25 protein-coding genes and 2 pseudogenes are annotated in these 22357 nt (G+C 66.1%); 18 read left to right on the top strand and 9 right to left on the bottom strand.

Features of this window, described 5'->3' with window-relative positions:
• The first annotated feature begins 23 nt into the window (after positions 1-23).
• Positions 24-152: a hypothetical protein gene (locus tag FCI23_RS62325; RefSeq protein ID WP_265737731.1), complete on the top strand. Its 129-nt coding sequence runs from the start codon at positions 24-26 to the stop codon at positions 150-152.
• Positions 153-296: 144 nt separating this feature from the next.
• On the opposite strand, the gene FCI23_RS09175 is transcribed toward FCI23_RS62325, so the two are convergent.
• On the bottom strand, positions 297-1325 hold the full coding sequence (locus FCI23_RS09175) for an aldo/keto reductase (protein WP_136722965.1): 1029 nt from the start codon (positions 1323-1325) through the stop codon (positions 297-299).
• Positions 1326-1437: 112 nt separating this feature from the next.
• Between FCI23_RS09175 and FCI23_RS09170 the strand changes: the two genes are divergently transcribed.
• Positions 1438-2016, top strand: coding sequence for a TetR/AcrR family transcriptional regulator (locus FCI23_RS09170; RefSeq protein ID WP_136722964.1), 579 nt, complete (start codon positions 1438-1440; stop codon positions 2014-2016).
• On the opposite strand, the pseudogene FCI23_RS09165 reads toward FCI23_RS09170, so the two are convergent.
• The 3 genes and pseudogenes from FCI23_RS09165 to FCI23_RS63025 all read right to left on the bottom strand — a co-directional run.
• Positions 2013-2153: pseudogene (locus tag FCI23_RS09165) on the bottom strand (IS701 family transposase); the annotation flags it as partial. The gene FCI23_RS09170 and the pseudogene FCI23_RS09165 sit on opposite strands and share 4 nt — an antisense overlap.
• Before the next feature lie 32 nt (positions 2154-2185).
• On the bottom strand, positions 2186-2686 hold the full coding sequence (locus FCI23_RS09160; RefSeq protein ID WP_136722963.1) for a GNAT family N-acetyltransferase: 501 nt from the start codon (positions 2684-2686) through the stop codon (positions 2186-2188).
• Positions 2687-2963: 277 nt separating this feature from the next.
• Complete coding sequence (locus FCI23_RS63025) at positions 2964-3338, bottom strand: hypothetical protein (protein WP_322973815.1); 375 nt, start codon at positions 3336-3338, stop codon at positions 2964-2966.
• Positions 3339-4258: 920 nt separating this feature from the next.
• Between FCI23_RS63025 and FCI23_RS09150 the strand changes: the two genes are divergently transcribed.
• The 7 genes from FCI23_RS09150 to FCI23_RS09125 all read left to right on the top strand — a co-directional run bounded on the left by FCI23_RS09150 (position 4259) and on the right by FCI23_RS09125 (position 9008).
• Positions 4259-4507 carry an AbrB/MazE/SpoVT family DNA-binding domain-containing protein gene (locus tag FCI23_RS09150; RefSeq protein ID WP_136722962.1) on the top strand — a complete coding sequence of 83 codons (249 nt, stop codon included), beginning with the start codon at positions 4259-4261 and terminating at the stop codon, positions 4505-4507.
• The gene (locus tag FCI23_RS09145; protein WP_136722961.1) at positions 4495-4905 is read left to right on the top strand and encodes a type II toxin-antitoxin system VapC family toxin; all 411 of its coding nucleotides are present in this window, start codon (positions 4495-4497) and stop codon (positions 4903-4905) included. Before FCI23_RS09150 ends, FCI23_RS09145 begins: the two co-directional genes overlap by 13 nt.
• A 473-nt stretch (positions 4906-5378) precedes the next feature.
• Positions 5379-5852 (top strand): hypothetical protein, encoded by a 474-nt coding sequence (locus FCI23_RS09140; RefSeq protein ID WP_136722960.1) that lies wholly within the window; start codon positions 5379-5381, stop codon positions 5850-5852.
• Between the two features lie 556 nt (positions 5853-6408).
• Positions 6409-6879, top strand: coding sequence for an NUDIX hydrolase (locus FCI23_RS63635; protein ID WP_407645941.1), 471 nt, complete (start codon positions 6409-6411; stop codon positions 6877-6879).
• Entirely contained in the window at positions 6773-7009 is a 237-nt protein-coding gene (locus FCI23_RS56250) for a hypothetical protein (protein WP_169316718.1), read from the top strand. Before FCI23_RS63635 ends, FCI23_RS56250 begins: the two co-directional genes overlap by 107 nt.
• A gap of 2 nt (positions 7010-7011) precedes the next feature.
• A complete protein-coding gene (locus tag FCI23_RS09130; RefSeq protein ID WP_169316730.1) occupies positions 7012-8427 on the top strand; it encodes an alpha/beta fold hydrolase in 1416 nt (471 codons plus the stop codon).
• Positions 8427-9008 carry a nucleotidyl transferase family protein gene (locus tag FCI23_RS09125; protein WP_136722957.1) on the top strand — a complete coding sequence of 194 codons (582 nt, stop codon included), beginning with the start codon at positions 8427-8429 and terminating at the stop codon, positions 9006-9008. The genes FCI23_RS09130 and FCI23_RS09125 overlap by 1 nt, the downstream gene beginning before the upstream one ends.
• A 56-nt stretch (positions 9009-9064) precedes the next feature.
• Here the strand turns inward: FCI23_RS09125 and FCI23_RS09120 are convergent, their stop codons facing one another.
• A complete protein-coding gene (locus FCI23_RS09120; protein WP_136722956.1) occupies positions 9065-9514 on the bottom strand; it encodes an ATP-binding protein in 450 nt (149 codons plus the stop codon).
• 148 nt (positions 9515-9662) lie between these two features.
• Here FCI23_RS09120 and FCI23_RS09115 point away from each other — a divergent pair, with 148 nt between their 5' ends.
• Together FCI23_RS09115 and FCI23_RS09110 are read left to right on the top strand one after the other, a co-directional pair.
• A complete protein-coding gene (locus tag FCI23_RS09115; protein ID WP_136723043.1) occupies positions 9663-10565 on the top strand; it encodes a helix-turn-helix domain-containing protein in 903 nt (300 codons plus the stop codon).
• A complete protein-coding gene (locus FCI23_RS09110) occupies positions 10562-10768 on the top strand; it encodes a DUF397 domain-containing protein (protein WP_136722955.1) in 207 nt (68 codons plus the stop codon). Before FCI23_RS09115 ends, FCI23_RS09110 begins: the two co-directional genes overlap by 4 nt.
• A 150-nt stretch (positions 10769-10918) precedes the next feature.
• Here the strand turns inward: FCI23_RS09110 and FCI23_RS09105 are convergent, their stop codons facing one another.
• Positions 10919-12427: a hypothetical protein gene (locus FCI23_RS09105; RefSeq protein ID WP_136722954.1), complete on the bottom strand. Its 1509-nt coding sequence runs from the start codon at positions 12425-12427 to the stop codon at positions 10919-10921.
• A gap of 11 nt (positions 12428-12438) precedes the next feature.
• On the opposite strand from FCI23_RS09105, the gene FCI23_RS09100 reads away from it, so the two are divergent.
• Positions 12439-12822, top strand: a complete 384-nt coding sequence (locus tag FCI23_RS09100; RefSeq protein ID WP_136722953.1) for a hypothetical protein — start codon at positions 12439-12441, stop codon at positions 12820-12822.
• 39 nt (positions 12823-12861) lie between these two features.
• On the top strand, positions 12862-13662 hold the full coding sequence (drmC, locus tag FCI23_RS09095) for a DISARM system phospholipase D-like protein DrmC (RefSeq protein ID WP_169316729.1): 801 nt from the start codon (positions 12862-12864) through the stop codon (positions 13660-13662).
• A 183-nt stretch (positions 13663-13845) separates the two neighbouring features.
• Here drmC and FCI23_RS09090 read toward each other — a convergent pair whose 3' ends face one another.
• Positions 13846-17328 carry a type ISP restriction/modification enzyme gene (locus tag FCI23_RS09090; protein ID WP_136722951.1) on the bottom strand — a complete coding sequence of 1161 codons (3483 nt, stop codon included), beginning with the start codon at positions 17326-17328 and terminating at the stop codon, positions 13846-13848.
• 584 nt (positions 17329-17912) lie between these two features.
• Here FCI23_RS09090 and FCI23_RS09085 point away from each other — a divergent pair.
• From FCI23_RS09085 to FCI23_RS56245, 5 genes and pseudogenes are all read left to right on the top strand, one after another.
• Positions 17913-18071: pseudogene (locus FCI23_RS09085) on the top strand (TerD family protein); the annotation flags it as partial.
• Between the two features lie 19 nt (positions 18072-18090).
• The gene (locus tag FCI23_RS09080; protein ID WP_246143575.1) at positions 18091-18327 is read left to right on the top strand and encodes a 3'-5' exonuclease; all 237 of its coding nucleotides are present in this window, start codon (positions 18091-18093) and stop codon (positions 18325-18327) included.
• 94 nt (positions 18328-18421) lie between these two features.
• Positions 18422-19798: an AAA family ATPase gene (locus FCI23_RS09075; RefSeq protein ID WP_136722950.1), complete on the top strand. Its 1377-nt coding sequence runs from the start codon at positions 18422-18424 to the stop codon at positions 19796-19798.
• A 44-nt stretch (positions 19799-19842) separates the two neighbouring features.
• Positions 19843-20541, top strand: coding sequence for an HNH endonuclease family protein (locus FCI23_RS09070; protein WP_246143573.1), 699 nt, complete (start codon positions 19843-19845; stop codon positions 20539-20541).
• A gap of 318 nt (positions 20542-20859) precedes the next feature.
• Positions 20860-21030: a hypothetical protein gene (locus FCI23_RS56245; RefSeq protein ID WP_169316728.1), complete on the top strand. Its 171-nt coding sequence runs from the start codon at positions 20860-20862 to the stop codon at positions 21028-21030.
• On the opposite strand, the gene FCI23_RS09060 is transcribed toward FCI23_RS56245, so the two are convergent.
• The gene (locus FCI23_RS09060) at positions 21023-21682 is read right to left on the bottom strand and encodes a hypothetical protein (RefSeq protein WP_136722948.1); all 660 of its coding nucleotides are present in this window, start codon (positions 21680-21682) and stop codon (positions 21023-21025) included. The genes FCI23_RS56245 and FCI23_RS09060 overlap by 8 nt on opposite strands.
• 9 nt (positions 21683-21691) lie before the next feature.
• Complete coding sequence (locus FCI23_RS09055) at positions 21692-22057, bottom strand: hypothetical protein (RefSeq protein ID WP_211265255.1); 366 nt, start codon at positions 22055-22057, stop codon at positions 21692-21694.
• Positions 22058-22357: the final 300 nt, after the last annotated feature.

Genomic DNA, 22357 nt, shown 5'->3' with positions numbered 1-22357 from the left:
CGGCGCAATCCGTTACACCGACCGTGATCTGGTCGAGCGATTGGGAGAACTACATCAAGGCGCACTACACGGTGGGGGAGGATGTGATCTCCTACTTCGACCGTGAGGTTGCCCCCCTTGCTCCGCCGAAGCTGGACGCGGGAACGGAGTAGGCCGATCACAGCGCCCGATGGACAGGACGAGCGTCCCGGCAGCACTCGTTCCGAGCTGTCGGGATCTTCACGTGACGTCGTACAGGCCCGGAACATCAGCGGAGGAATTCACTTCCACGCCTGCGGGCCGTTCCCGGGGACGGGTCAGGCGGCGGAGCGCTCGTCGGGCAGGCGGCGGCGCAGCGCGGTCTGCTGGATGGCGGGTGGGTTGTAGGCCATGTCGAGCGTCCCGATGTCGGTGCCGGGGGGCACGATGGCGTCGATCTGGTCGAGGATCTCGTCGGTCAGGGTGGTCTCGGCGCCTGCGAGGAGGTCGTCGAGGTGGTCCATGGTGCGCGGTCCGATGATCGCGGAGGTGACGCCGGGGTGGGAGATCGCGAAGGCCATGGCCAGGTGCGTCAGCGACATCTCCGCCTTTTCGGCGAGGGGGATGAGCTGTTCGACGGCGTCGAGCCGGCGTTCGTCGCTCAGGTGCTTGAAGCCGAAGCCGCCCCGATGAGTGGTGGCCTGCTGACCCTTGCGGTAGCGGCCGGTGAGCAGCCCCCCGCCCAGCGGACTCCAGACCAGCGTGCCCATCCCGTAGCGCTGACAGACCGGCAGCACCTCACGTTCGATACCCCGGTTGAGGATCGAGTACGACGGCTGCTCGGTCCGGAAGCGCTGCAGGCCGCGCCGTTCGGCGACCCACTGCGCCTCGACGATGTCCGAGGCGGGGAAGGAGGAGGTGCCGATGGCCCGGATCTTGCCCGCGCGCATCAGGTCGGTGAGGGCTGAGAGGGTCTCTTCCACGTCGGTGTCCGGCGCAGGCCGGTGGATCTGGAACAGGTCGACGTGATCGGTCTGCAGCCGGCGCAGCGAGTCGTCCAGTGCGCGCATCAGCCAGCGCCGCGAGTTGCCCTGCTGGTTGGGGTCGTCCCCCATCGGGAGGTGCGCCTTGGTGGCGAGCACGACGTTGTCCCTGCGGCCCTTGAGGGCCTTGCCGACGATCTCCTCGGACTCGCCGCGCGAGTAGGCGTCCGCGGTGTCGATGAAGTTGATGCCCGCGTCGAGCGCCTTGTGGATGATCCGGACGGAGTCGTCGTGGTCGGGGTTGCCTATGGCGCCGAACATCATGGCGCCCAGGCAGTAGGGGCTGACCTTGATGCCGGTGCGGCCCAGGGTGCGGTACTTCATGGTTCTCCTCCTGCATGGACTGCTGGTCGCGGGCCCCGCTAAACTAAAAGCGGAACACTGTTCCTCACGAGAATACGGAACACTGTTCCGAAACGCAAAGGGAACCCACTCCATGCCTGATCGCCCCACCGAAGAACCGGCCGCCCGCCGCGTACGACCCGACGTTCAGCGCAGCCTGGACGCCCTGCTGACCGCGGCCGCCGAGGTCTTCGCGTCAGACGGCGTGGACGCCCCCGTACGACGGATCACCGCCAGGGCCGGAGTGGGGGCGGGCACCCTCTACCGCCACTTCCCGCAACGCTCGGACCTCATCACCGCCGTCTTCCGCCACGAAGTCGACGCCTGCGTCGAGGCCGCCCCCGCCCTCTCGGCCCAGCACGAGCCGGCCGAGGCCCTCACCCGGTGGTTGCAGCGCTTCGCACAGTTCGTCGCAGCCAAACGCGGCCTCAAAACCGCACTGCACTCCGGCGACCCCGCCTACGAAAGCCTGCCCGCATACTTCAAACAGCGCTTCGTCCCCGTCGTGACGGAGCTGCTGGACGCTGCCGCCGCATCCGGCGACATCCGCTCCGACGTCGCCCCGTACGACCTGCTGCGCGCCATGAGCGACATCGTCGCACCAGACGACCACGGCTACACCCAGCGCATGATCACCCTGCTCGTCAACGGACTCCGCTACGGCACTGAGTAGGCGAGTCCGCCGTTGCTGCGGTTGCGGCGGATCAGCAGCCGGCGGCTGCCGGGGCCGGGGTAGGCGAGGTCGATGACGGCCCAGTCGTAGAAGCGGTGGCCCTTCGCCCCGGTTCCGGCGGAGAGCTTCCGCCAGGCCGGTAGCGACCCCCTACCAGCAAAATCACGATCTACGGCTGGAGTACTAGGTCGCGCTGATACCAGGTGCCTGGCTTACCGCCGAGGTCGGCCGGATCGGCCGGGCCAACCAGGACGAACCCGGCCTTGGTCAGCACTTTCTGGGACGCGGCATTCTCGCGGGCGGTGGCCGCCCTGAGTGTGCGCAGCCCGTGCCGCTCCGCCGCCAGCCGGCACAACTCCCGCACGGTCGCGGTCGCCACGCCGCGGCCGGCGACATGCTGCGCGACCCGGTAGCCGAGTTCCGCAGTGCCGTCCTCGAAGCGGTACAGGTTGAACCGGCCCAGGACCGAGCCATCCTTGGCGACGAGCACGTAGAAGGCGCAGATCCCGGCCTCCTGCTCAGCCAGCAAGGCGCTGTGCCGGTCGGTGAACTGGTCGTAGAACTCGTCGCCGCGGTCGGAGACCGAGGCAGCGAAGTAGGCGCGGTTCGCCAGCTCGAAGGCCAGGACCGCCGGGGCATGGCCAGCATGCAGCCGCTGTAGCTCGGGCACTGCCCAACTCTACCCAGACGGCGCGCTGCGGCCACCTGAGTTTCCGCCGGGACAGGCTGGCCCCGGCGCTCAGCGACGTCAAACTGGCTAGTGCCGTACCCGGCGGATCAGGCCGACGTCGGTGATCAACGGCTGTGCCGCCGACCAGCACCATCCCCGGCCCGGCGGCGAACGCGAGATCCGGCTGGCACCTTCTACGGCGAGCCGTTCCCCGGGCCGGGCGTGCAGGGCCCGTCAGACACGTTCGACGATCTGGACGTCGGCCCCTCGTTCCCGATCAGGCGGCTGCGGAGACGGTGGCGCAGTCCCGGCACAGTCCCGGATGCTCGGCCCGGTATCCCCGGTCGCACCCTTCGCAGTTCTGCATCGGGACGATGTGCCGGCGCTGGTCCTGTGGGCTGGGCAATGGCGCCGCTTCCACCGGTTTGAGGTGCCCCAGCCGGTACGCGATCAGCCCGGCCGGCCTTCGCAGGAGCGGCCCCGGAAGGTCGGCGCAGACCGCGTCCACGATCCGGTCCGGACCGACCCCGCGCCGCAGCCACTCCCCCACGGCGGGCGCGAGCCGGCAGACATCGCGCTCCGAGAGCAGCAACCGCGGATCCCTCAGCCGCAGCGCGGCCAGCACAGCGACGGCCTCCGGCGCGGGCGGCAAGCCACGCGCCTCCGGTGCCGCTGACGGTGCCGGACGCGGGGCAGCGCACGGCGCGGGCTGCTGCTCGGGCTGCTGCTCGCGCTGCTGCTCGGGCTCGGGCGCCTGCTCCGCAGGCGGCAGGGGCTGCGGCTGCGGCGCGGGCGCCGGTCGGGCCGAGGCATCGGGCGGCGGCGCACTGCGCGGGATGGGCCGGGCGGCCCGGTCGGCTGCCTGCGCGGGGGCGGGGACGTCGTAGACGTACGTACGCGTACGGACCTGCCCGTTTCGCCACCCGCACGGTGACCCGCTCTAGGAAGCCTTCCGCCTCCAGCTCGTTGAGGGCCCGGGCCAGCCGGGTCTCCCCCTCGGTGAAATGCGCACGCAGCGCCTCGATGCTGACAGGCACCCCGTCCCGCACCGACATCAGGTACGCCCCGACACCGACGGTCACGGCACTGCCGGGACGCTGCGCGAGGCTGTTGGACAAGATCGTGAAATTCGCCGTGAGACGGCGTCGTACGTGCACGACACCAGCCGTCACAGGCTCGGCGGACGCGCGCAAGGGCGCGATAGACTGCGGCTCAGCCATTGGGAAGCTTCACTCTTCCTGGTTGGTCAGGCCTCGGTCGGGATTGCAGTCCCAGCCGGGGCCGTCGTCTGTGTGAGGTTGTTTGCCGCGACCATACCCCCACCATCCACCCGCGCACGCCCAAGTCCCCCATATGGGTGACTCTTTGGGGAGAGGCCAAGTGGGGTGAGGTTTTAGTCCTTGCTTCACAGTCCTTGGTACTTGTCGCCCGAACCACCGCCCCCCGGCCTCCCACCGCCCGCCCACACCCACCGGCCCCTGGCCGACCAGGAGCCGGTGCGGTCTTGCGCGGGCAAGCGGAAAGACACTCACCTCACTGCGCCCGCCCTCAGGAGGGCTTATCCTTTACCTTATGGAGAAAAAAGTAAGGAAAAGGCGTTGCACCACCAAGCTGTCCAGCAAGAATCAAGTGACGCTTCCCGTCGCGGCACTGCGCGCCGCCCGTGTCGAGCCCGGAGACGAGTTCCGCGTAGAGGTCGACGGTGAAGGCCGCCTCCTGCTGATTCGGCAAACTGATCCGCTCGACGAGGTCATCGGCGCGTTCCCCGGCTTGTCCGCGGCTGCGGATCTCGAAGGGGAGCGTGACGCATGGCAGCAGTAGTGGTCGACACAAGCGTGCTCCTCGGCGTACTCGACCCCGATGACGCTCTGCACTCTGCCGCGCGCGCAGCCGTAATGGACCAGCGGTCCTCCGGGCACACCTTGGTGATTCCGAGTTCGGTACTCGCCGAATCCCTCGTCGGTGCCATACGGCAGGGAACAGCAGTAGCCCAGCGGGTGGAGAACGCCATCGACATACTGATCGACGAGATCTGCCCCATCGACCGAGCCATCGCCCGGGAAGCCGCCAACCTGCGCGGACAGATCCCCGCCATCCGACTCCCGGACGCCCTGGTCATCGCCACCGGCCGGGCCGCCGACGCGGTGGCGGTCCTCACCGGCTGCAAGCGCTGGCAGGGGATCGACCATCGAATCAAGCTCGTCACTCCTGGGGCCTAGTCGGGCCGAGGACCCGCACCCGCACCCGCACAGCCAGCACGCCAGCCCGCGCCGGGTGGTGGTCCCCGTCGTCGTATCCGACGAATCCGATGACCAGGACTGCCTGAGCGTCGTTGACATGGCGGAAAGCGCTCCTCAGTCCACCAATGAGACAGGTCATACGTGTACGGGCACTTCGAGCAAGTACCCCTCGTCGGATCGGGCACCGACCCAGTGACCGACATCGACCGCTGGCTGGCGGCAGAGCCGGTGCACCAGCTCGTAGGCAACCACCGCTGATGGCCTGGAAAAGCGTCTCTGCCGGGACCTGCACGCACTGTGGTGAGAGCTCCCTCCCAGCCCATAGAATGCGTTTCCTGCATTCCAAAGATGCTGGAGCGTGGATGGCTGGCTTAGTTGGACGTGTTCGGCGCACAGCGACCGCCCGTTTCAGGGATACCCAGACGGTCACCACGTTCACGGTCGGTACAGCGTTGGCACTCGCCACCTTCATGTTCCAGACCACTCAGGTATGGATGGACGAGGGCAGCCACACCACCGCGCTCCGCTGGATCTTCCCGTCCGCACCGGCCGCCATGGTGATGCTGCTCGGCGCCACACTGCTGATCGGCTACCTGCTCTTGCGCGGCCAGCCCGCATCAGCCGCCAGGGACCCCTACCGCCAATACGCGGATGGCATCATCGCGATGGGCAAGGTGCTGCACGAGGAACGACGGGACCCAGCACTTCTACGACTACGAGTGAACTCCTCCCTGACCCTGCACATCTGGGGCTTCCACCACGAGCGCGTCGTCCTGGGCACCTGGGCACTGGAGTCAGCTCAGTTCACCGACGACAGGCTGACCGAGGCCTCCGTCCTGATCGATGATCTGGGCTGGGCTGGGCGAACTACCTCCTCGGGAACGAGGACGCGATCGCCAACATCCAGCGCGCGATCGCCCGGCTGAAAGATCTCCCGCCCGACCCCTACGAACCCGGAAAGGGCATCTTGATCGCCAAGGCCTATCGGCACCTGGGGGTCATCAAGACCGACCAAAGCGACGCGTTGGTGAGTTCCGAGTTCGATCAGGCACACCGCGCGCTGGAAGGCGTCCAGAGCCTGACCCCGCAGGAGGTCCAGGTTGATCTCACGCTTCTGGCACACGCCGAGGCGCTGGCCATCGCTGCAATGTTGGGCGTCAACTCATCAGGCACGATTCGGCAATCGGACACCGAGGGCACACGGCTTCTCAGGCAAGCTCGGTCCCTCGTTCGGGAGGCCACGGAGGGTTTTCGTAGCGCAGGTGATCAGGGGCGATACGCCAAATCCCTGGTCCTGGAGGTCCGCATCCTGGAGGCCCTGCATGAGGTGGAGGCTGCTCGACGACTCGCGCCACTCCGCGACCGGACCGTAGCGGCCACCGGTCTGGTCAAGTCCCGACGGGACAGTATTCATCACCGGAAGGTAGTTCCTTGGCCGAGCGAATCGACATCTACGACGCCAATCTGCACCATCTCGGAGCGATGGACCGTATCGAGGCCCACCTGCAGGGGAAATGGCATCGGACCGTCCACTGCTGGGTGGTCTCCGCCGAGCGGGGCGGGCAGATCCTTCTGCAGAAGCGCTCGGACACCATGAAGAACTTCCCCGGCCTGCTCGACGTGAGCGCCGCCGGGCACCTGGAGGCCGGGGAGCCCGTAGAGGCGGGACTGCGGGAGGTGACTGAGGAGCTAGGCATCGAGGTGGACCGATCGCGCCTGCATCACCTCGGTGAGCGTGTGGAAGTGGCCGACCAGAAGAATGGGCAGCGCAACCGCGAGTACCAGTCGGTGTGCCTCATACCAGTGCGACATCCCGCTGTCCGAGTACGCGGCGGAGCCGGAAGAGGTGTCCGCCCTCGTGTGGCTGCCGATCGAGAGTGGGATGCACCTGCTCACCGGGGCCACGGACTCGTTGACGCTGCTGGGCCACACCTACGAAAAGTCCGGCGGTGAATCATGGGAGGAGTTCGAGATGGAGGTGACCACCGACTCCTTCCTCCCGAGGATCCAGCAGTACTACCTGACCGCGCTCATCATGGCCGAGAGGCTCCTCACCAACGCCGGCCCGCTCGCGATCTCCTGACGGTGGCGGCATCCATCGGCACTTCGGGCACCGGGTCGGCAGACAGCCAAATCATCCTTGCCCGCCACGTCGAGACGGACAAGAACCTGCTCGACGTCCACGGCAACTCCGATCTGGACACGATCACTCCCCGAGGGCACGAGCAGGCGACACGGCTGGCCCAGCGGCTGACGTCCGGCACGCTCAGCACGCCGACCGGCATCGTGGCGACACCGACACCCCAGGCGATCACCTCGGCGGAACTCCTCTCGGAGCTGCTCGGGATCCCGTACGAGGGAGAGCTGTCACTGACGCCGATCAACCTGGGAGAAGCCGCCGGAAGGTCCAACGCGGAGCTGCGGACCGCTCTCCCCCAGGCCTTCGCGTCCTTGGACCTCTTCCGCAACAGGGTCATCAGCGCATCGGAACTCCGCATCCTTGAAGCAGAGACCGCGTCCATTGCCGAGGCGCGGCTTCTGAAGTGGTGGGCAGACGAAGGCCGCAGCCGCTGTCCGGGCCGGCTTATCGTCGGCAGCAACTCGACCGTCCTCATGATCTCGCACCTCCTCAACGGCATACTGCCCAGCGACCCGCGCTACCGGTACCTGGGCGTGCCCAACGGGAGCTTCCGATCCTGGCGCGGCAACGCCGACCGCTGGACGCCCACACCGGCGTTCGCGGCGCATACCTGGCCCGACGTGCAGGTGACACGGCTGCCCTCCCGGAGCGGGTCCGTCGCCATCACCCACAGCAGGCCGAGCTGGGCTCCCCGCAGCCGCGGAATCATCATCGTCCCCGGATACTTCGGCAGCTCCCGTCACGGACCGTACGGCCTCTACAGCCGACTGGCCCGCGCGTGGGCCTGGGAAGGATACGAGACCGTCTGCCTCGATCCACTCGGATCGGGCGACTCCAGCTCCGTCTTCAGAACCTTCGACACTGAGGTGGAGTCGGTCGAGACGGTCAGCGCCTGGCTGGTCGAACAGGTCGAGTCCCTGGTCATCGTCGGCCATTCCATGGGCGGAGCGACTGCCCTGCAGGCATCCCACAACGCGTCCCGAAGCACCGACGCCGTCTGGTGCCTGGCACCGCTGTGCCGGCTGGATGACCTCTCCCGGGCTTTCTTCTCACCGGCCCAGCTGGACGAGCTCCTGGCTACGGGACGCACACACCGGCACGGCCTGGAGCTGCGGATGGACCTGGTAGAGGAAGCCGGTACCGCATGGGACCGTCACAACCGCAGCGCAGCCGCTCTCTGGCTCGCCGGGGCGGACCCCTATACCCAGGGGATGAGCTTCCCGGGCGTCCCCCCAGAACGCTTACGCACCGTCCCGGAGGCCGATCACAACTTCTCGACCAATGGAAGCGCCCGCCACCTGGTCGAGTCCACCACCCGGGCCCTGCTCGACTCCGAGTCCCCGATCACGGGACGTCTCTGATGGAACCGATCAGCAAGGACACCTACGCCGTCTGGACGGGCCGCTTCCAGCCGCCGCACATCGGCCACTTCCACATCCTCCGGCACAGCATCGAGCGCCTGCACCTCCCCCACGCAGCCATGCTGACTGCCCACTTCGGCTGGCAGTCCGAGGGCGAGTACGGCCGGCACTCCCACGAGGCCTACCAGCCGCACCGCAACCCCTTCACCCCCTGGGAACGGGCCACCCTCATGCGGCTCGGCCTCGCGGAGTACGGCCTCCAGGACCAGGTGACGGTGTCGGTGGCACCGCGCCACGACATCGGCTGGAACCTCGCCGCCGACTTCTACCCGCCGAACCGGATCATCTGCCTCACGGCGAAGGACGACTTCGAGCGAGTGAAGGCCGACCTCTGGCTCGCGCGAGGCGAACGCGTTCACATCTTCAGCGACCTGGGCGCCGACGTACTGACGACAACCGAGATCCGACGCCGCGTCGCCTCGGGAGAGGACTGGCGCAACTACCTTCCCCCCGCCTGCCACACCTACTTCACCGAGATCGACGGCCCGCTCCGGGCATTCAGAGCCGGTCACTCCGGCTGACTCCGAGACGTAGCAGGTGCTTCGTGGCGCGATCCAGACGCACACGCCCCCAGGCATCAGGCAGATGAGACCGAGGCGAGATCGAGTTCGACCCAGACGGTCTTGCCGGAGGGGTGACGAGGCTCGGTGCCCCAACGGGAGGCGAGCGCCTCGACGAGGAGCAAGCCCCTGCCGGACTCGGCGTCCGGGGCAGGCTCCCCAGCTTCCGCCGGCACGGGGGGCTTCTCGCCGCGCGAGTCCGAGACCTCGATCCGGAGGACCGCCGGGCTCGGGACGATAGTGAGGCGGAGCCTGAAGCCCCGGCCGGGTAGGCGCCCGTGCCGGGCGGCGTTCGCGGCCAGCTCGGCGATGAGGAGCGCGGCGGTGTGGGACGTCTCGCTGTCGCGCGGCCAGCCCCAGGCCGTGAGTTGGTGGGTGGTGGCGACGCGGGCGAGGTGCGCGCCACGGCGAGTCGAGCTGAACTGCTGGCTGAACGTGGTCACTGGAAGGGCGATTTCGGACTTCATGTCACCGAGTGTGGCCGTCCCGGGCGTAGCCTGACCAGAGAATGACCCGGTACGGAGCGTAGGCGTACGGGTGCGGATGGTTGACAGTCCGGCCCGGCGGACGTAACCGGGTACACGGGCGGACGTATGAAGCGGTGGACGCATGGTGATGGGTGCGGGCGGAGGCGGCGGCCGGGAGGACCAGGGCCGGGGCCGGGACGGGGAACGACGTCCGGAGCCGCCCGAGGACGCCGATGGCGCGACGGATCTCTTCCGGGCCATCGGGAAGCAGGTGAAGCTACTGCGGGAGCGGGCGGGCCTGACACAAAAGGAGTTGGGCGACCGACTCGGGTACGGCGAGGACCAGATCGGGTCGGTGGAGCGCGGGCGGCGCACGCCTCTGCCGGAGTTCCTAGACACGGCGGATGAACTTTTGGGTGCGGGCGGGCTGTTGAAGGCCGCGAAAGACGACGTAGTGCGGGCCAAGGCTCGGGCGCGGGTAAAGCACCCGGCATGGTTCCGGGACTACGCGCGGTTGGAAGCGGAGGCGGTTGAGCTTCACGATTACAGCACGCTGGCTTTACCTGGGCTGCTGCAGACCGAAGGGCATGCACGGACTGTGTTCGCCAGCCGTCAGCCGCTGTTGGACGAGGAGACCATCGAACAGCGGGTGTCGGCGCGGCTGGCTCGTCAGGAGATCCTGACCCGCTGGCCCGCTCCACTGGCGACCTTCACCATTGAGGAATCCGTCCTCCGTCGGCCCATCGGCGGCTGGGACGCACATCAGGGGCAGCTGGAGCAGCTTCTCCGCTTCGGCAAGCTCCGGAGCACGGAACTTCAGGTAATGCCGATGGATCGTGAGGAGCACCCGAGTCTGGGCGGACCCTTCATCCTTCTCACGCCCAAGGGGCGGCAACAGGTGGCGTACCTGGAGGTACAGAACATCAGTCGCCTGGTCACTGGCCCGGAAGAGGTCCGTATCCTGGCCGCACGGTACAGCAGTATCCGGGCCCAGGCTCTCACCCCTCGGGAGTCCCTGACCCTGATTGAGAAGATGCTGGGAGAGCGATGAACATCGAGAAACCCGCACACGGCTCATCAGAACTCACTTGGTTCAAGAGCAGCTACAGCAGTGGTGAAGGCGGTGCATGTGTTGAGGCCGCCATCTGCCCTGGTGTTGTCCACGTCCGGGACTCCAAGGACAAGCAGGGCCCGCAGCTCGCCCTCTCGCCCACCGCCTGGACAGCGTTCGTCTCGCACGCGGCGAGTCGCTGACCGGACGCCGACCCCGCCGCCAGGCGATACCTGGCGGCGGGGCGACCGCAGCATCGTTGGCGATGGTGAGCCACGGCCATCGTGAGCCTCGCGATCCACGAGGAATGAGCACTCGACAAGGCGGACAGGTTGTCTCCGTACTCGCCACCCTCACGACCGCCTTCGGCTCGAACGTGGCGCCTCCGTTTCATCGTCAACTACAAAAAGCACGCCTTGTTCCGCATCAGATGAAGCGCCAGGTGCAACAGGTGGCTGAGGCTTGGAGCGACGTCGGCCTGCGGCTTTCTTCGCCTTACCGCGCTGGCGGTTGATCTTTTCGCGCTCCCTAACCGACTCGCGTACGGGAGCGGTGGCGTGCTCTACAGCGATGGCGACCGCATAACCCTCTTGGGCTCGTTCCTCGCCCAGAGTAAGCAACTGGTCGAGGGACGTGCCCACTGTTCCTGCCAGGCCGTGCTGAATGAGTTCGACGAACTGGGTATTTACCAGGTACCTATCGACATATCCGTAGCCAAGCCGCCGCCCATCCATAGGCCCGAGTGTGCAGTCGTCGTCGAGCAGGAGCCGGATATAGGACAGTGGCAGATACATGCCGGGAGCGGGCCCGGGGGCGACCTTGTCGTCTCTGGGCCAGTAGGCGAGTTTAAGAAAGCAGGGGTCCCTGCCGAGCCGCCATTCGTGGGGTGCTTTGGGTTCCCGGCTCAGTTCGCTGACAGCCTCAAGACGATCAAGCTGGTCGCGCAACTGATCGTCGATGTAGATCCATCTCTCGCCGGCATACGGCGAGAGGCGCTTGTACTGCACGAGGACACAGCTCTGGGTCGCCTCGTGATAGTAGATCAGGTCCGTGCCGAGCCGCCTCTCGACGGTTGTAGCGTTGACGTTGGCCACCTCGACACGGCGGCCCTGATGCTCGAAGACGTGGATGTCGCAGCGGAACTCGCTACCGAGGGCCTGAAGCCGTTCCTCGCTCCAAGCGGAGAAGACACGTGCCCCTGGTACGGAATTCTGGGTGTCGTACTCAATGAGACTCTGCTCGCTTGGATCCCGGATGATCCCGGAGAGGTAAGGGGCGTCAGGACGGGCGGGCCGTCGCCACGCGGCGAGCCGAGACGGGGGAATGTGTCCGATGCTGAGCGCGGCGCGAGCCGCGTCCTGCTGCTCTTGCCACGATCGGTCCTCCGGGCGCGAGCTGTCCAGCAAGTCCGGCTCGGCGACGGCCGACAGCCAGTCGAGCAGTTTCGGCAGTGCGGGGTGCAGTCCGCGGAGCGCTGAGAGTACGGCCTTCTCGTGTTCCGGCAGAAGAATCGTGGCCTCCACACGCAGCGCGCCCGACAAGGCGGTGGAGACCTGATCGCCAAGGACGCCGAGCAGCTTGGTGCCGCTGATGGGTCCAGGACACTGACGCAAAGGCTCGATCTTGATGCGCCTGTCCCGCGTCGCCACCTTGTCGCCCCATGCGTCCCTGACGACGCCGAGCCACCGCAGTACGTACTCACCTCGGGTACCCCCAAGGCGGGCGAACATCAAGGTGATCTCCGGCGACGGAGTCGGCGGCCGGAGCGCATCGGGGACCGTCTTGGTGAACGACAGTTCCAGACTCAACTCGTCGTCCATCTCATCGAGTGCAACAGCATCGAGCACAATGACGTAGGCCACCCAAGGATCCTATGGCCACCGTTGTCAACACCAGTTCCGATGCAGTGATGAGGTCGGGGGCGCGGGCGGTGCAGGTATGCCGTAGACGAGGGCAAGGGCTCCGGAGACGCGTATTTCGAGCGGCAACGCGGCGTCGGTCAAGCAACCTTCAGGCTGAGACCGTCAAGCTTGCCGGACTGACGGCGAAGCAGTTCACCTCCGCGATCGCGACCGAGCCGACCGGCGCACAGATCGGCACGCTCGACGCGGTCGCCCACGGCCGCCTGCACGGTGCCGCCTGTCACGCCTGCCTGTTCGCTGCGGAAACGTCCTGCGAACGGGGCAACCACTTCCTGGACCGCGAACTGCTCGTTGAGACATTCAGCGGCCGACCGGGCGGATTCTTTACGACATGACCGGCAACAATGCCAGCCGGGCTGTGTCTCCTGTCCGAAGTGCTCTCTGGACTCGTCGCTAGCCTCCCGGGGACTCACCTCACGGCCTGGATCCGCGTCCTGCGCACCACTGACGCCCCCGACGAACTCACCGAGTCCCGTCTCATCGCCGCGCACCCGGGCGCAGACCTCGGGCCGCGCGCTGCCCTGCTGCTGTCTTCCTGGACGGCAACAGATCCGCAGTTGCCCGGCACGGCGCTGGCCCTGGCCCTGGAAGCTGTCAGCAACCGGTACGAGCAAGACCTCGCCTCCCACCATGTCGACATCGCCGTCTCCGGCCCCATAAGTGACACCGTCCCGGTCAGGCTCACCGCATCCGTCGCGATCGAGGTCATCCGAAGCGCCACCAGCACGCTCCTGGTCACCAGTTACGCCGCATTCGGTATCCAAGAGATCGTCAACGAGATCAGAGCTGCCGCAGACCGCGGTGTGAGTGTGGATCTGGTTCTGGAGACCGCGCGCTGCGCCGGCGGCAAGTTGTATGGAGAGATCGACGGGCGCAACGCGTTCCACGAACTGCGCTTCCACGCAGATGTACACCTGTGGCAATGGGCCAATGACGAGCGGCGCGGCCCTGGCGGCCAGCGCGGCAGCATGCACGCCAAGGTCATCGCCGCCGACCGGGGAACCGTCCTGCTCGGCAGCGCAAATCTCACCGACAACGCATACAACGACAACCTGGAGATCGGCGCTGTCATCCGCGACCCCACCGCCGTCGCTAACCTCGTCGATCACTTCAAGGCCTTAATGCACTCAGACGACAGCCCCCTGGTCCGGCTGCCCTGGGCCAGGAAGCCCTAGAGAAAACCGAAACGCCTGGTGCCCCGTGCGAACAAGCCCTGGGCTGTCCGCCCTACCGCGTCTTGCTCGCCCCTCTACTGAACACGAACTCGCTATGTTGGCTTGATCAGGTGTCGACGATCACGAATTTCGTGATCGTTCACATCCTGGGCCGCGCCAGGCCGACGGAACGATCTGACTGTGTCAGCCCTCGCGCCGGGGCTTACCGGGTTCGTGCCGAGGCGGGGCGACGGGGAGACGTCGCCTACTTGCGGGCGGCGAGACCGCTGAATCGAGCGGCGCCGGATTCAGCGGCGTGACAGGCGGTATCGGCTGTCCGTGAAGACCCTCCAGGCCGGGGAGAACGTCTTCGTCGGGCACGGCCAGCCGTGCCCCCTTTGTGTATCCCGGCGGTTCGAGGACGCCCCGGCGGGTCAGTTCCGCGACGTCGATCAGCGGCCCCTCCAACACACGCTCCAGCAAGGACGCCTGCGCAGGCTCAAGCTCCGTCAGGTGCCGCAGCACACTGAGGACCTCGGCAAGTTCCGTGCTCCACTCCGGCTTCCAACGCTTGCTGCGTGTGCGGTCCAGCGGGCTGCCGATACGTCCGGTGGGCCTGCTGCCACGAACGGCGAGCCAGCCGTCGAGGACCTTCCTGCCACCCACGTCATAGTACCTCATGCGTTCGCTGACTCCCAGAAAGACACCAGTGCCCACCAGCAACGCTTGGCGTTCCGAGTCGTATCCCAGGAAGTCCGGCAGTACGGCGGGGTCGATGCCCGTGGGATACGTGATAGACGGCACGGCGCTGTTCTTCACTCCAGCGATTCCGCGGGAGCGGCCCTCCTCCTCACTGGCGCAGCGCTCGCCGAAGGTCGATGCCCAGATGGCTCGCCGCCCCAGACGAACGGCTTCGCTCCACAGTTCACGATCTGCTGTAAGCGGGACTCTGACTCCCAGCGAGTTGAGATCCTCAGTAAACCGCTGGGTGAAGGCCGGGTGAGCAGTGATCCCGGCTAGGTATGAGAGGAGGTCCTCTGCCGGGACAGCCATCACGCCGTATGAGTTGGCAAGGTGCTCAAGCAGGCCCGGGGCCGTGTTGGGGGAACCATCCGCATGCTGCAAAGGGAGGACCCTGCCCCCGTTGTTGTTGAAGCAATGCATATCAGGGATGAGCGAGGAGAAGATGACCGCCGGTCCTGACCTAATGGGCTGACTGTGCTGCTCGATGACAAAAATCTGACTGCCCCGTTCCGCCTCCCACAAACTAAGGCGAGGGTAATCGATAACGCGGCTGTCGGGCAAAAGCCACTGCCGGTCGAAACTCCGGTGGATGACAGGGACTGGCTCCGGGTACCTTCCCCGCTCCTCCATAAGCGTTGTCGGACGCGGACGTTGTCTGGGAAGTGATTTCTTGACCACGCTTCCCAGCTTCAGATCCCGGGTCTCTTTGAACAGGCCTCGCTTCACCTCAGGATCGGGCTCAAGCACAAGACGATCCCAACGCTCTCTCAACTTGTCGCGGTCCGGGCCATACACCCATGTGCGGTTCGTCTTGACCCCGGGCTCCTGCCAGGGCATCAGTTCCCCAAGCGCCGGAAAGTCATCCCAGCCGGTCTCGGAAGCCGGGGTGAAGGGTGATTGCGGGGCCGGCCGTGCCGTGCGCCAGCCCGGCCCATCAATACGCAGCTCCTGTAACTGCCGGAGCTTGTCTTCCCGGCTTCCGGTAAGAGCGACGTAGTGCACGGGGGACGACTTTCCCGGGTCTTCATTGCGCTTCCGCACGAACAGCGCCACAGCGAGCTTCCGCTGGACGCCGGGGAAGAACCGGGTCAATACTGGGGGCAACTTCTCCTCTGGCGTCAGATCGATGATCCACCCTTCGGTACACGTGCTGCGCAGGTACTCACGCATACCCCGGAAACCAGGCCCGCGCAGAAATCCGGCAGTAGTGACGAAGCACACCACGCCTTGCTGGTGCTCGGGGTGATGCTGCTCGAAGACCTTGTACGTGGCCCAGCGCCAGAAGTACACATACAGATTCTTCAGTTTGTTCTCATGCGTACCGTTCGCGCCACGAAGCCGGAAGTCGTCAAGCAGCGGCTGGCCGTGCCCCTCCCTCCCCTGCTCGATCCAGCCACCTTCCCCCTGGGCGCGCTCGCGATAGGGCGGGTTCCCGATGACGACGGTCACCCGCTGCTCGCGCTTGATCTCATTCGCCAGCTCTGTCTCCTGACGCAGCACCTCCGAGGCAGCGCCCCCGAACAGCGTGTTGCGCTTCCAGGGGTCGGCGAGAGTGTCGTTGAGATGCAGCCGCAGATCCTTGAGTCGGATGTCCGAGTCGTGGCCCCGGAGGGTCTGGGCGATGCGCATCTGGGCCACCGCATAGGCGGCCATCTGTTTCTCGAATCCCATCAGGCGCTGGGCGAGTTCCTCAACGGCCTCAGCGCGGAAACCGTCATTGCCTCCTGCAGACCTGCGCTTGACAACACGGTCGATGATCGCGCTCAGGAAGGTTCCCGTGCCCATTGCCGGGTCGATAATAGAGACCTGGGAATCAGCGAATCCCTCCTCACAGTTCAATTTGAGCCGCAGCACCTCATCGACAAGTCGTACCATCTCGTGCACGAGGGATGCAGGAGTGTAATAGGTGCCGGACGCCTTGCGCAATTCCGGGTCGTACTCCTGCAGGAAGTGCTGGTAGAGGTAAACGTGCGCCTCTGGCTCGCGTTTGATGATGGCTGCCCAGTCCACCGCGTCTATTACCCTCACCAGCACATCGAGACTATTCCTAAAATGCTGCCCAACGTCGTCGGTAAGGAGCTGAAGAGCCCGTCCCATGACGGTGTGGTCCGCGCGGAGCAGATCACCTACCTCATGCAGGGTGCGGCCGGTGAGGGAGATTTCTTCGACGCGCGCAAGCAGAAGGGCAAACGTGATTGTTTGCGCATACCGATCAGCAAATGCCGTCTGATGATCCCGCTCGTCGGTACGGGGGAACAGAACATGCTCCCATTCCTCGGCCAGTTCAGAGAACGGACGCCGCCCGCGCCTCCCGCCGCTTCCCCCGTTCCCGCTCCGCTCCTCCTCTTTGAGCCGGTCGTAGACCTGGGCCCGGAGCAGCCGGCACAGCGGGGCCACGGAACTGACCAACTGTCGCACGTTTCGGAGCGGCTTGGGCTGCCAGATCAGAAATTCCCGCAACAGTTTCTCGAAAGCAACCCCCACCGCACCCGGAGCGCGCAACCGGTCGCCTGCCCGGTACAGGTCCCCCTCCAGATAGACCGCACAGCCGATCTGCTGGCCAACCCGGTACAGGAACCAGGATTGTCCATTGGTATAGATAACATTGGTCAGCTGGGCCATTCCTTCCCATTGCTTGCGGTCGTCGCCGCGCAGACCACCGGGGCTGATGTCCTTCTTTGTGGGACTCTTCAATTCCAAGTAGCCGAAGATGCGTTGCTTGTCTTCGCCAATGCTGGCGGCGAAGTCGGGCCGGATTCCCAAGTCAGGCATTCGCGCCTCGGGATGCAGGTTCAGCCGCAATCCGAACTCCCGGGCCGCGTCATCGAGCAGCCTCTCCACCGCACTGCGGATTCCAGCTTCGTTCTCCCCCACGCCCAGGATCTTTTTGCAGTCCACCCCGAACCGCGCGACGATGCGCTCGATCCAACCGCTGGCCTCCATGCCGCGCCCCCGTCCGGCCCAGCAGGTCCTCCCGGCAACGGCCCAGCACAGCAGCGCCCCCACCGGAAGCGCACCCGCTACAGAGCGCCGATCTCTTCAGCGCCGTACGAATCATTGACGTTACAGACCTGCCCGCAGCACGTCGAGGGCAATCACAGAGTTGCACCGCAGTGCTCGACAATACGCAGAAGGAGTGTCCTCATGTTTTCATCGCCCCTACGATGGGTAAGCATGGCGGGTCGTCTATCTCGTCGGCGTCAAATCGCACCCTCATAGCGGGCTCACCGGGACGCACATCCGTGACCTACTGGACGTCGCCTGAGCATGCTGCAACGCGAGTGGAATACTGCGCCGAGACGAGTACCCGAACCATTGGTGCGGCACCTTTCGAATTACCGACTCGGGCGATCTTGCCGTATCGATTCGCCCACGTGGATGACACCGGTGCAAGGTGGATCGCCGCCCACAAGTGCCGTTTCGGACGCTAGGGTTCAACTCATACACTTGGGGATGCGTTCCAACGAAGTTCAAGCACAACCGGTTGTCCGGGCACCTCCGTGCAGCCATTCACCGGGGGGGACCTCATGCAGGAGATGGCCAGGGGCGCCAATGTCAGTCTGGCAACGCTGAGCGAGGACGCCGACTACGCGATCGTGAGCCTGAGTTGGAGCAGCGCTGCCGGAGACGGGGACGCGGATGTATCCGTGCTGCTGCTCGACTCCAATGGCAAGGTGCGCAGTGATCGGCTCCGGGGGACATGTGATGACGATGCACCGGATCAAGGGCCTGGAATACCGAGCGGTCGCGATAATCGGCGGCGGCGCGGATCACGTCCCGCAGCCCGGTGCTGCTACCCCAGTCTCCGAGGAACGCCTCCAGCACAGCCGCGACCTGCAGCGTGAGCGCTCCCTTGTGTTCGTCGCCGCCACCCGGGCCCGTGAGCAGCTCGCCATCACGTGGTCGGGGACACACAGCCCATTCTTGAAAGGAAGCCACTGACCTGCGGCGACCCAACGCAGTGCCGGACTAGAGTCACCGCAGAGCCATCCGTTGTCCGGCTCTCACCTCAGATCGGGATCCAGGCGGACGAGACATGTACCTCAAGAACCTACGGCTTCGGAACATCAGGTCCTTCCACGGTGCCCGCAAGGTCGACCTGGACCTGACCAGGCCCGACGGCTCGTACGCCGGTTGGACGGTGCTGGCAGGCCGCAACGGCTCCGGTAAGACCACCCTGCTGCGCGCGGTCGCCCTGGCGATCAGCGGACCTGCTGTCGCCCGGAGCCTCGTCCCGGGGTTCGACACGTGGGTCGCCCGGGACGAGACGTTGGCGAAGGCCGAGGTGTGCCTGATCCACGACCCTCAGCAGGATCAATTCACCGTGGGGAGGCGTCCGGTTCGGCCGATCTGGGCAGGGCTGCGGTGGACTGCGGCGGACAACTCGTCGCTCTCTGGCAAGCCAGGTGCCAGCCGGGCCGGCCAGCCCTCGCTGAGCGCCATCGGCTACCAGAAGGAACGCCCAGTCGCCCAACGTGGCCCGTGGGCTGACAACCCGGTTGGGTGGTTCTGCGCGGGATACGGACCGTTCCGCAGGCTCGCCGGAGGCTCCAGCGACATCCAGCGACTAATGTCCAGCTCGGGCGCAGTCGCCCGGCTGACGAGTCTCTTCCATGAGGACGCGTCGCTGGCGGAAGGCGTGAGCTGGCTCATCGAGCAGCACCTGCGCGCGTTCGAGGACCGTGACGGCGCCCGGGACCTCAAGACCGCCGCCCTGGCCATTCTGGGCGACGATCTGCTCCCCGACGACTACCGCATCGACAACGTCGACTCCGAAGGGCTGTGGGTCGTCCACCAGAACCACCGGTTCCCCCTGCGTGAGATGAGCGACGGCTACCGTACGGTGGCGGCCCTTGTCGTGGACATCCTCAAGCAGATCCACGACGCCTATGGCGAACTCATCCTGGACACGACGGACAGCATCCCAAACGTTCCCAGTTCCGGAATCGTCATCATCGACGAGATCGACGCCCATCTGCACGTCTCCTGGCAGAAGCGAATCGGCGGCTGGCTCAAAGCCCACTTCCCGAACATCCAGTTCATCGTCACCACCCACAGCCCCTACATCTGCCAGGCAGCCAACCCCGGCGGCCTGATCCGGCTCCCGGGCCCCGACGAGGAAAGCCCTGTGGAGATCGTGCCGCAGCACCTCTACGACCGGGTGATCTTCGGCAGCGGGGACGACGCCGTACTCTCCGACCTGTTCGGGCTCGACACCCCCTACTCGGAACAGGCCGAGCAGAAGCGGGATGAACTCCTCGCCCTGGAACTGGACGTCGTGCGCGGCCAGGCCAACGACGAGGAGAAGGCTCAGTACCGCCATTTGAAGCGCAAGTTGACCAGTTCCCCAGCAACCCGCGTCGACGAGATCACGGCCCGCCTCCGCTCCCGCCGCCCCGGGCACGACTCATGATCCGAATCACCCGGGCTCCGCTCCCGCAGGCTGCGCTGACATCAATGGCCGGCTACACCGGCGACATCGGGCAGGCCACCATCCCCGGGCAGCGAGCAAAGGAGTTATGGAAGCACACCACCGTCAGGAGGCACGTACACCCGGTGCTCAAACGCACCCTGGCGGAGATGGCACCAGGGCTGGAACGCTGCATGTACTGCGGAGACAACCAGGGCACGGACATCGACCACTTCGAGCCCGTCCGCATCAATCCGTTGCGGACCTTCGACTGGCACAACCACCTGCTGGCGTGCTCCCTGTGCAACAGCCACTTGAAGCGCGACCTCTTTCCAATCTCATGCGACGGAACGCCCCTGCTCATCGACCCGAGCAGCGAGGATCCCGCCGCGCATCTGCACCTCTCGCTCGCTGCCGGCGCCTATGTCAAACTCTCGGACAGGGGCGAGGCGACGATCAAGGTCTTCGGTCTCAACCGGCCCATCCTCATCCGGGGACGCCGTCGCGCCTACCTGGCCACCCCGCCCTTACTCAACCGTTGGCACGAGGCCTTCGTGAAGGGCGACCTGGACGAAGCGGCGGACTGGGCGGACACCATCTGGGAGCAGCCGACCGCCGACGTCGTCCACGCCATGTTCCACCAGGCGGTCACCCCAGGAGCCGAGGACGTCTTCGCGGACGAGTCTGAGACTCTCGCGTTGTTGCGCGACCCCGTGATTCGGGCCGCGCTGTTGCGCACGGACTGAGCCGGGAGTGCCTCGCGGCCACCGGCACCGCGCTCAATACCGCTTCGGTCTCCCCGTCGCCTCCGCCCTACTCGGCTCCGCCCAACGGCGGTCACGGAGAGAGCGGGGTGGCACTGACCGCTGGGGCGCTGTGGAGCTCCTGTCGGGACCGCGCCGGAGACCCCTTCACCCGGAGCAACACCGCTGCGGCTTGGTTACGACTCGCGCCACTCCCACATGCCGCGCATGCGCTCGCGGGCGTCATCAGGAGCCAGGAGGCGATCGAAGACGCCCGGGGCGGTCCGTTGGATGATGTTGATGCCGTAGTGGTGCAGCAGGTTGTGTTCCCTCCGCGCCAAGGGCTCGGGGGAAGAGCGCGGCGAGGCGGTCGACCCGGTCGGGGACGTACCGGGCGTAGTCGAGCAGTTGGGCGAGCGCTTCGCGTACGTGGCCGCGCTCGACGCGGGACTTCGCCTCGATGAGCTCACGTCCCTCGGGCCGTTCAGATAGATGTCGCAGATGCGCCCGCCGGGCTGGAGAAACGATTCGCCTCGGTGTCGGTGAGAGTGCCACAGAATTCGATGACCAGTGCCGACTCATCCCGGTTGAAGAGCATCTGCTGGGCGGCTCGCTCGACCGTCGTGGTGCGGCTGTGCTGCCGCTCCACCGGCATCTCGCGCACCGCGCCGGGCGGCGTCTCGGCACCGGCCTCCTCAAGGGCGGTCCTGGTCGTGATGAGCAGACCATTGATCCCGGCCTGGGCCCGCTCACCGGACAGTACCAACTGGCCGGGATACTGGTGGTTGAGCTTGTACCCGAGGAGCGCGCTCAACGTCGCGTACGGAATCTCCGCCGGTACGAACTGGCGCAGGCTGTAGACCGTGTGCCAGCTCTCGCCACCCGGCTTCGGCGGCCACATCACGTCGGCGAACGAGCTGTTCCGGAAGATTGCTCCGACTTCGCCGATGGCACGTACGTGGTTCTTCCCGGTGAACAACACGACATCCCCGGTGGTGACTTCGGCCATCTTGCCGTCGTGCCCTGACGTGGCTCCCCAGAAGCGGGACTTCCCGTCGGGGTGGAGTTCGGTGAGGCGCCGCAACTGCTTGCCTGTCAACTTTTCGGCGTACTCGGACTCCGCGAACGGCACCGTCTGATCCAAGGTGTCCTGTCAGTGCCGGCGCGACTCGGCACTGCCGAACGCCGGGGAGACCAGTAGACGGGCCGTGAAAGTTGAGCCGGCGATCCCAAGTTCCGCGGAGGAGGGACCCTCGACAACGAAGCCGAGCTTCTCCAGCACGGGAACGACCGTCGCAGCGCCTCCGGAAAAGTCGCCGGAGGTCAGAGCGTGACCGTTCACATGGCGGTGAGCCACACCGACGATGGCCTTGGAGTCGTACCGGCGGCCGTCATGAACGAGTCGGTAAGTCCGAGCGGGCTTGAAGCCGTAGCGCGCGAGGAAGACCTCGCCGCCGACATCGTCGTACTCCGCCAGTGCCTGTAACACGCCGTCACGAGTGACATCAGAGATTCCCACCCGTCGATCATATGACTAATGAAGAGGTCGGCCTTGAGGTGTGCACGCCATGCTCTCGGTCACGACGCGCTCCGCTATCACCGCATCTCCCGGCGACCGGCCTCGAGACGGGCACCAAGTCCCGGTGCTGTTGGCCGCTGACGGCAACCGCGACTGCACGGGCCGTCCTGTGCCCACCTCGCGTCACCCCATCACTGCCCTGGACTACCACGCCTCGCTGTCCGCCTGGCGAAAATGACCTCCCCGGGACACAACCCAGTGGGATGCTTGCCTGACTTACGATCAGGAACACTGCAGCCG

The organism is Actinacidiphila oryziradicis (genome assembly GCF_005047355.1).
GTDB classification, from domain to species: domain Bacteria; phylum Actinomycetota; class Actinomycetes; order Streptomycetales; family Streptomycetaceae; genus Actinacidiphila; species Actinacidiphila oryziradicis.
This window is presented reverse-complemented; position numbering and strand designations above follow the sequence as displayed.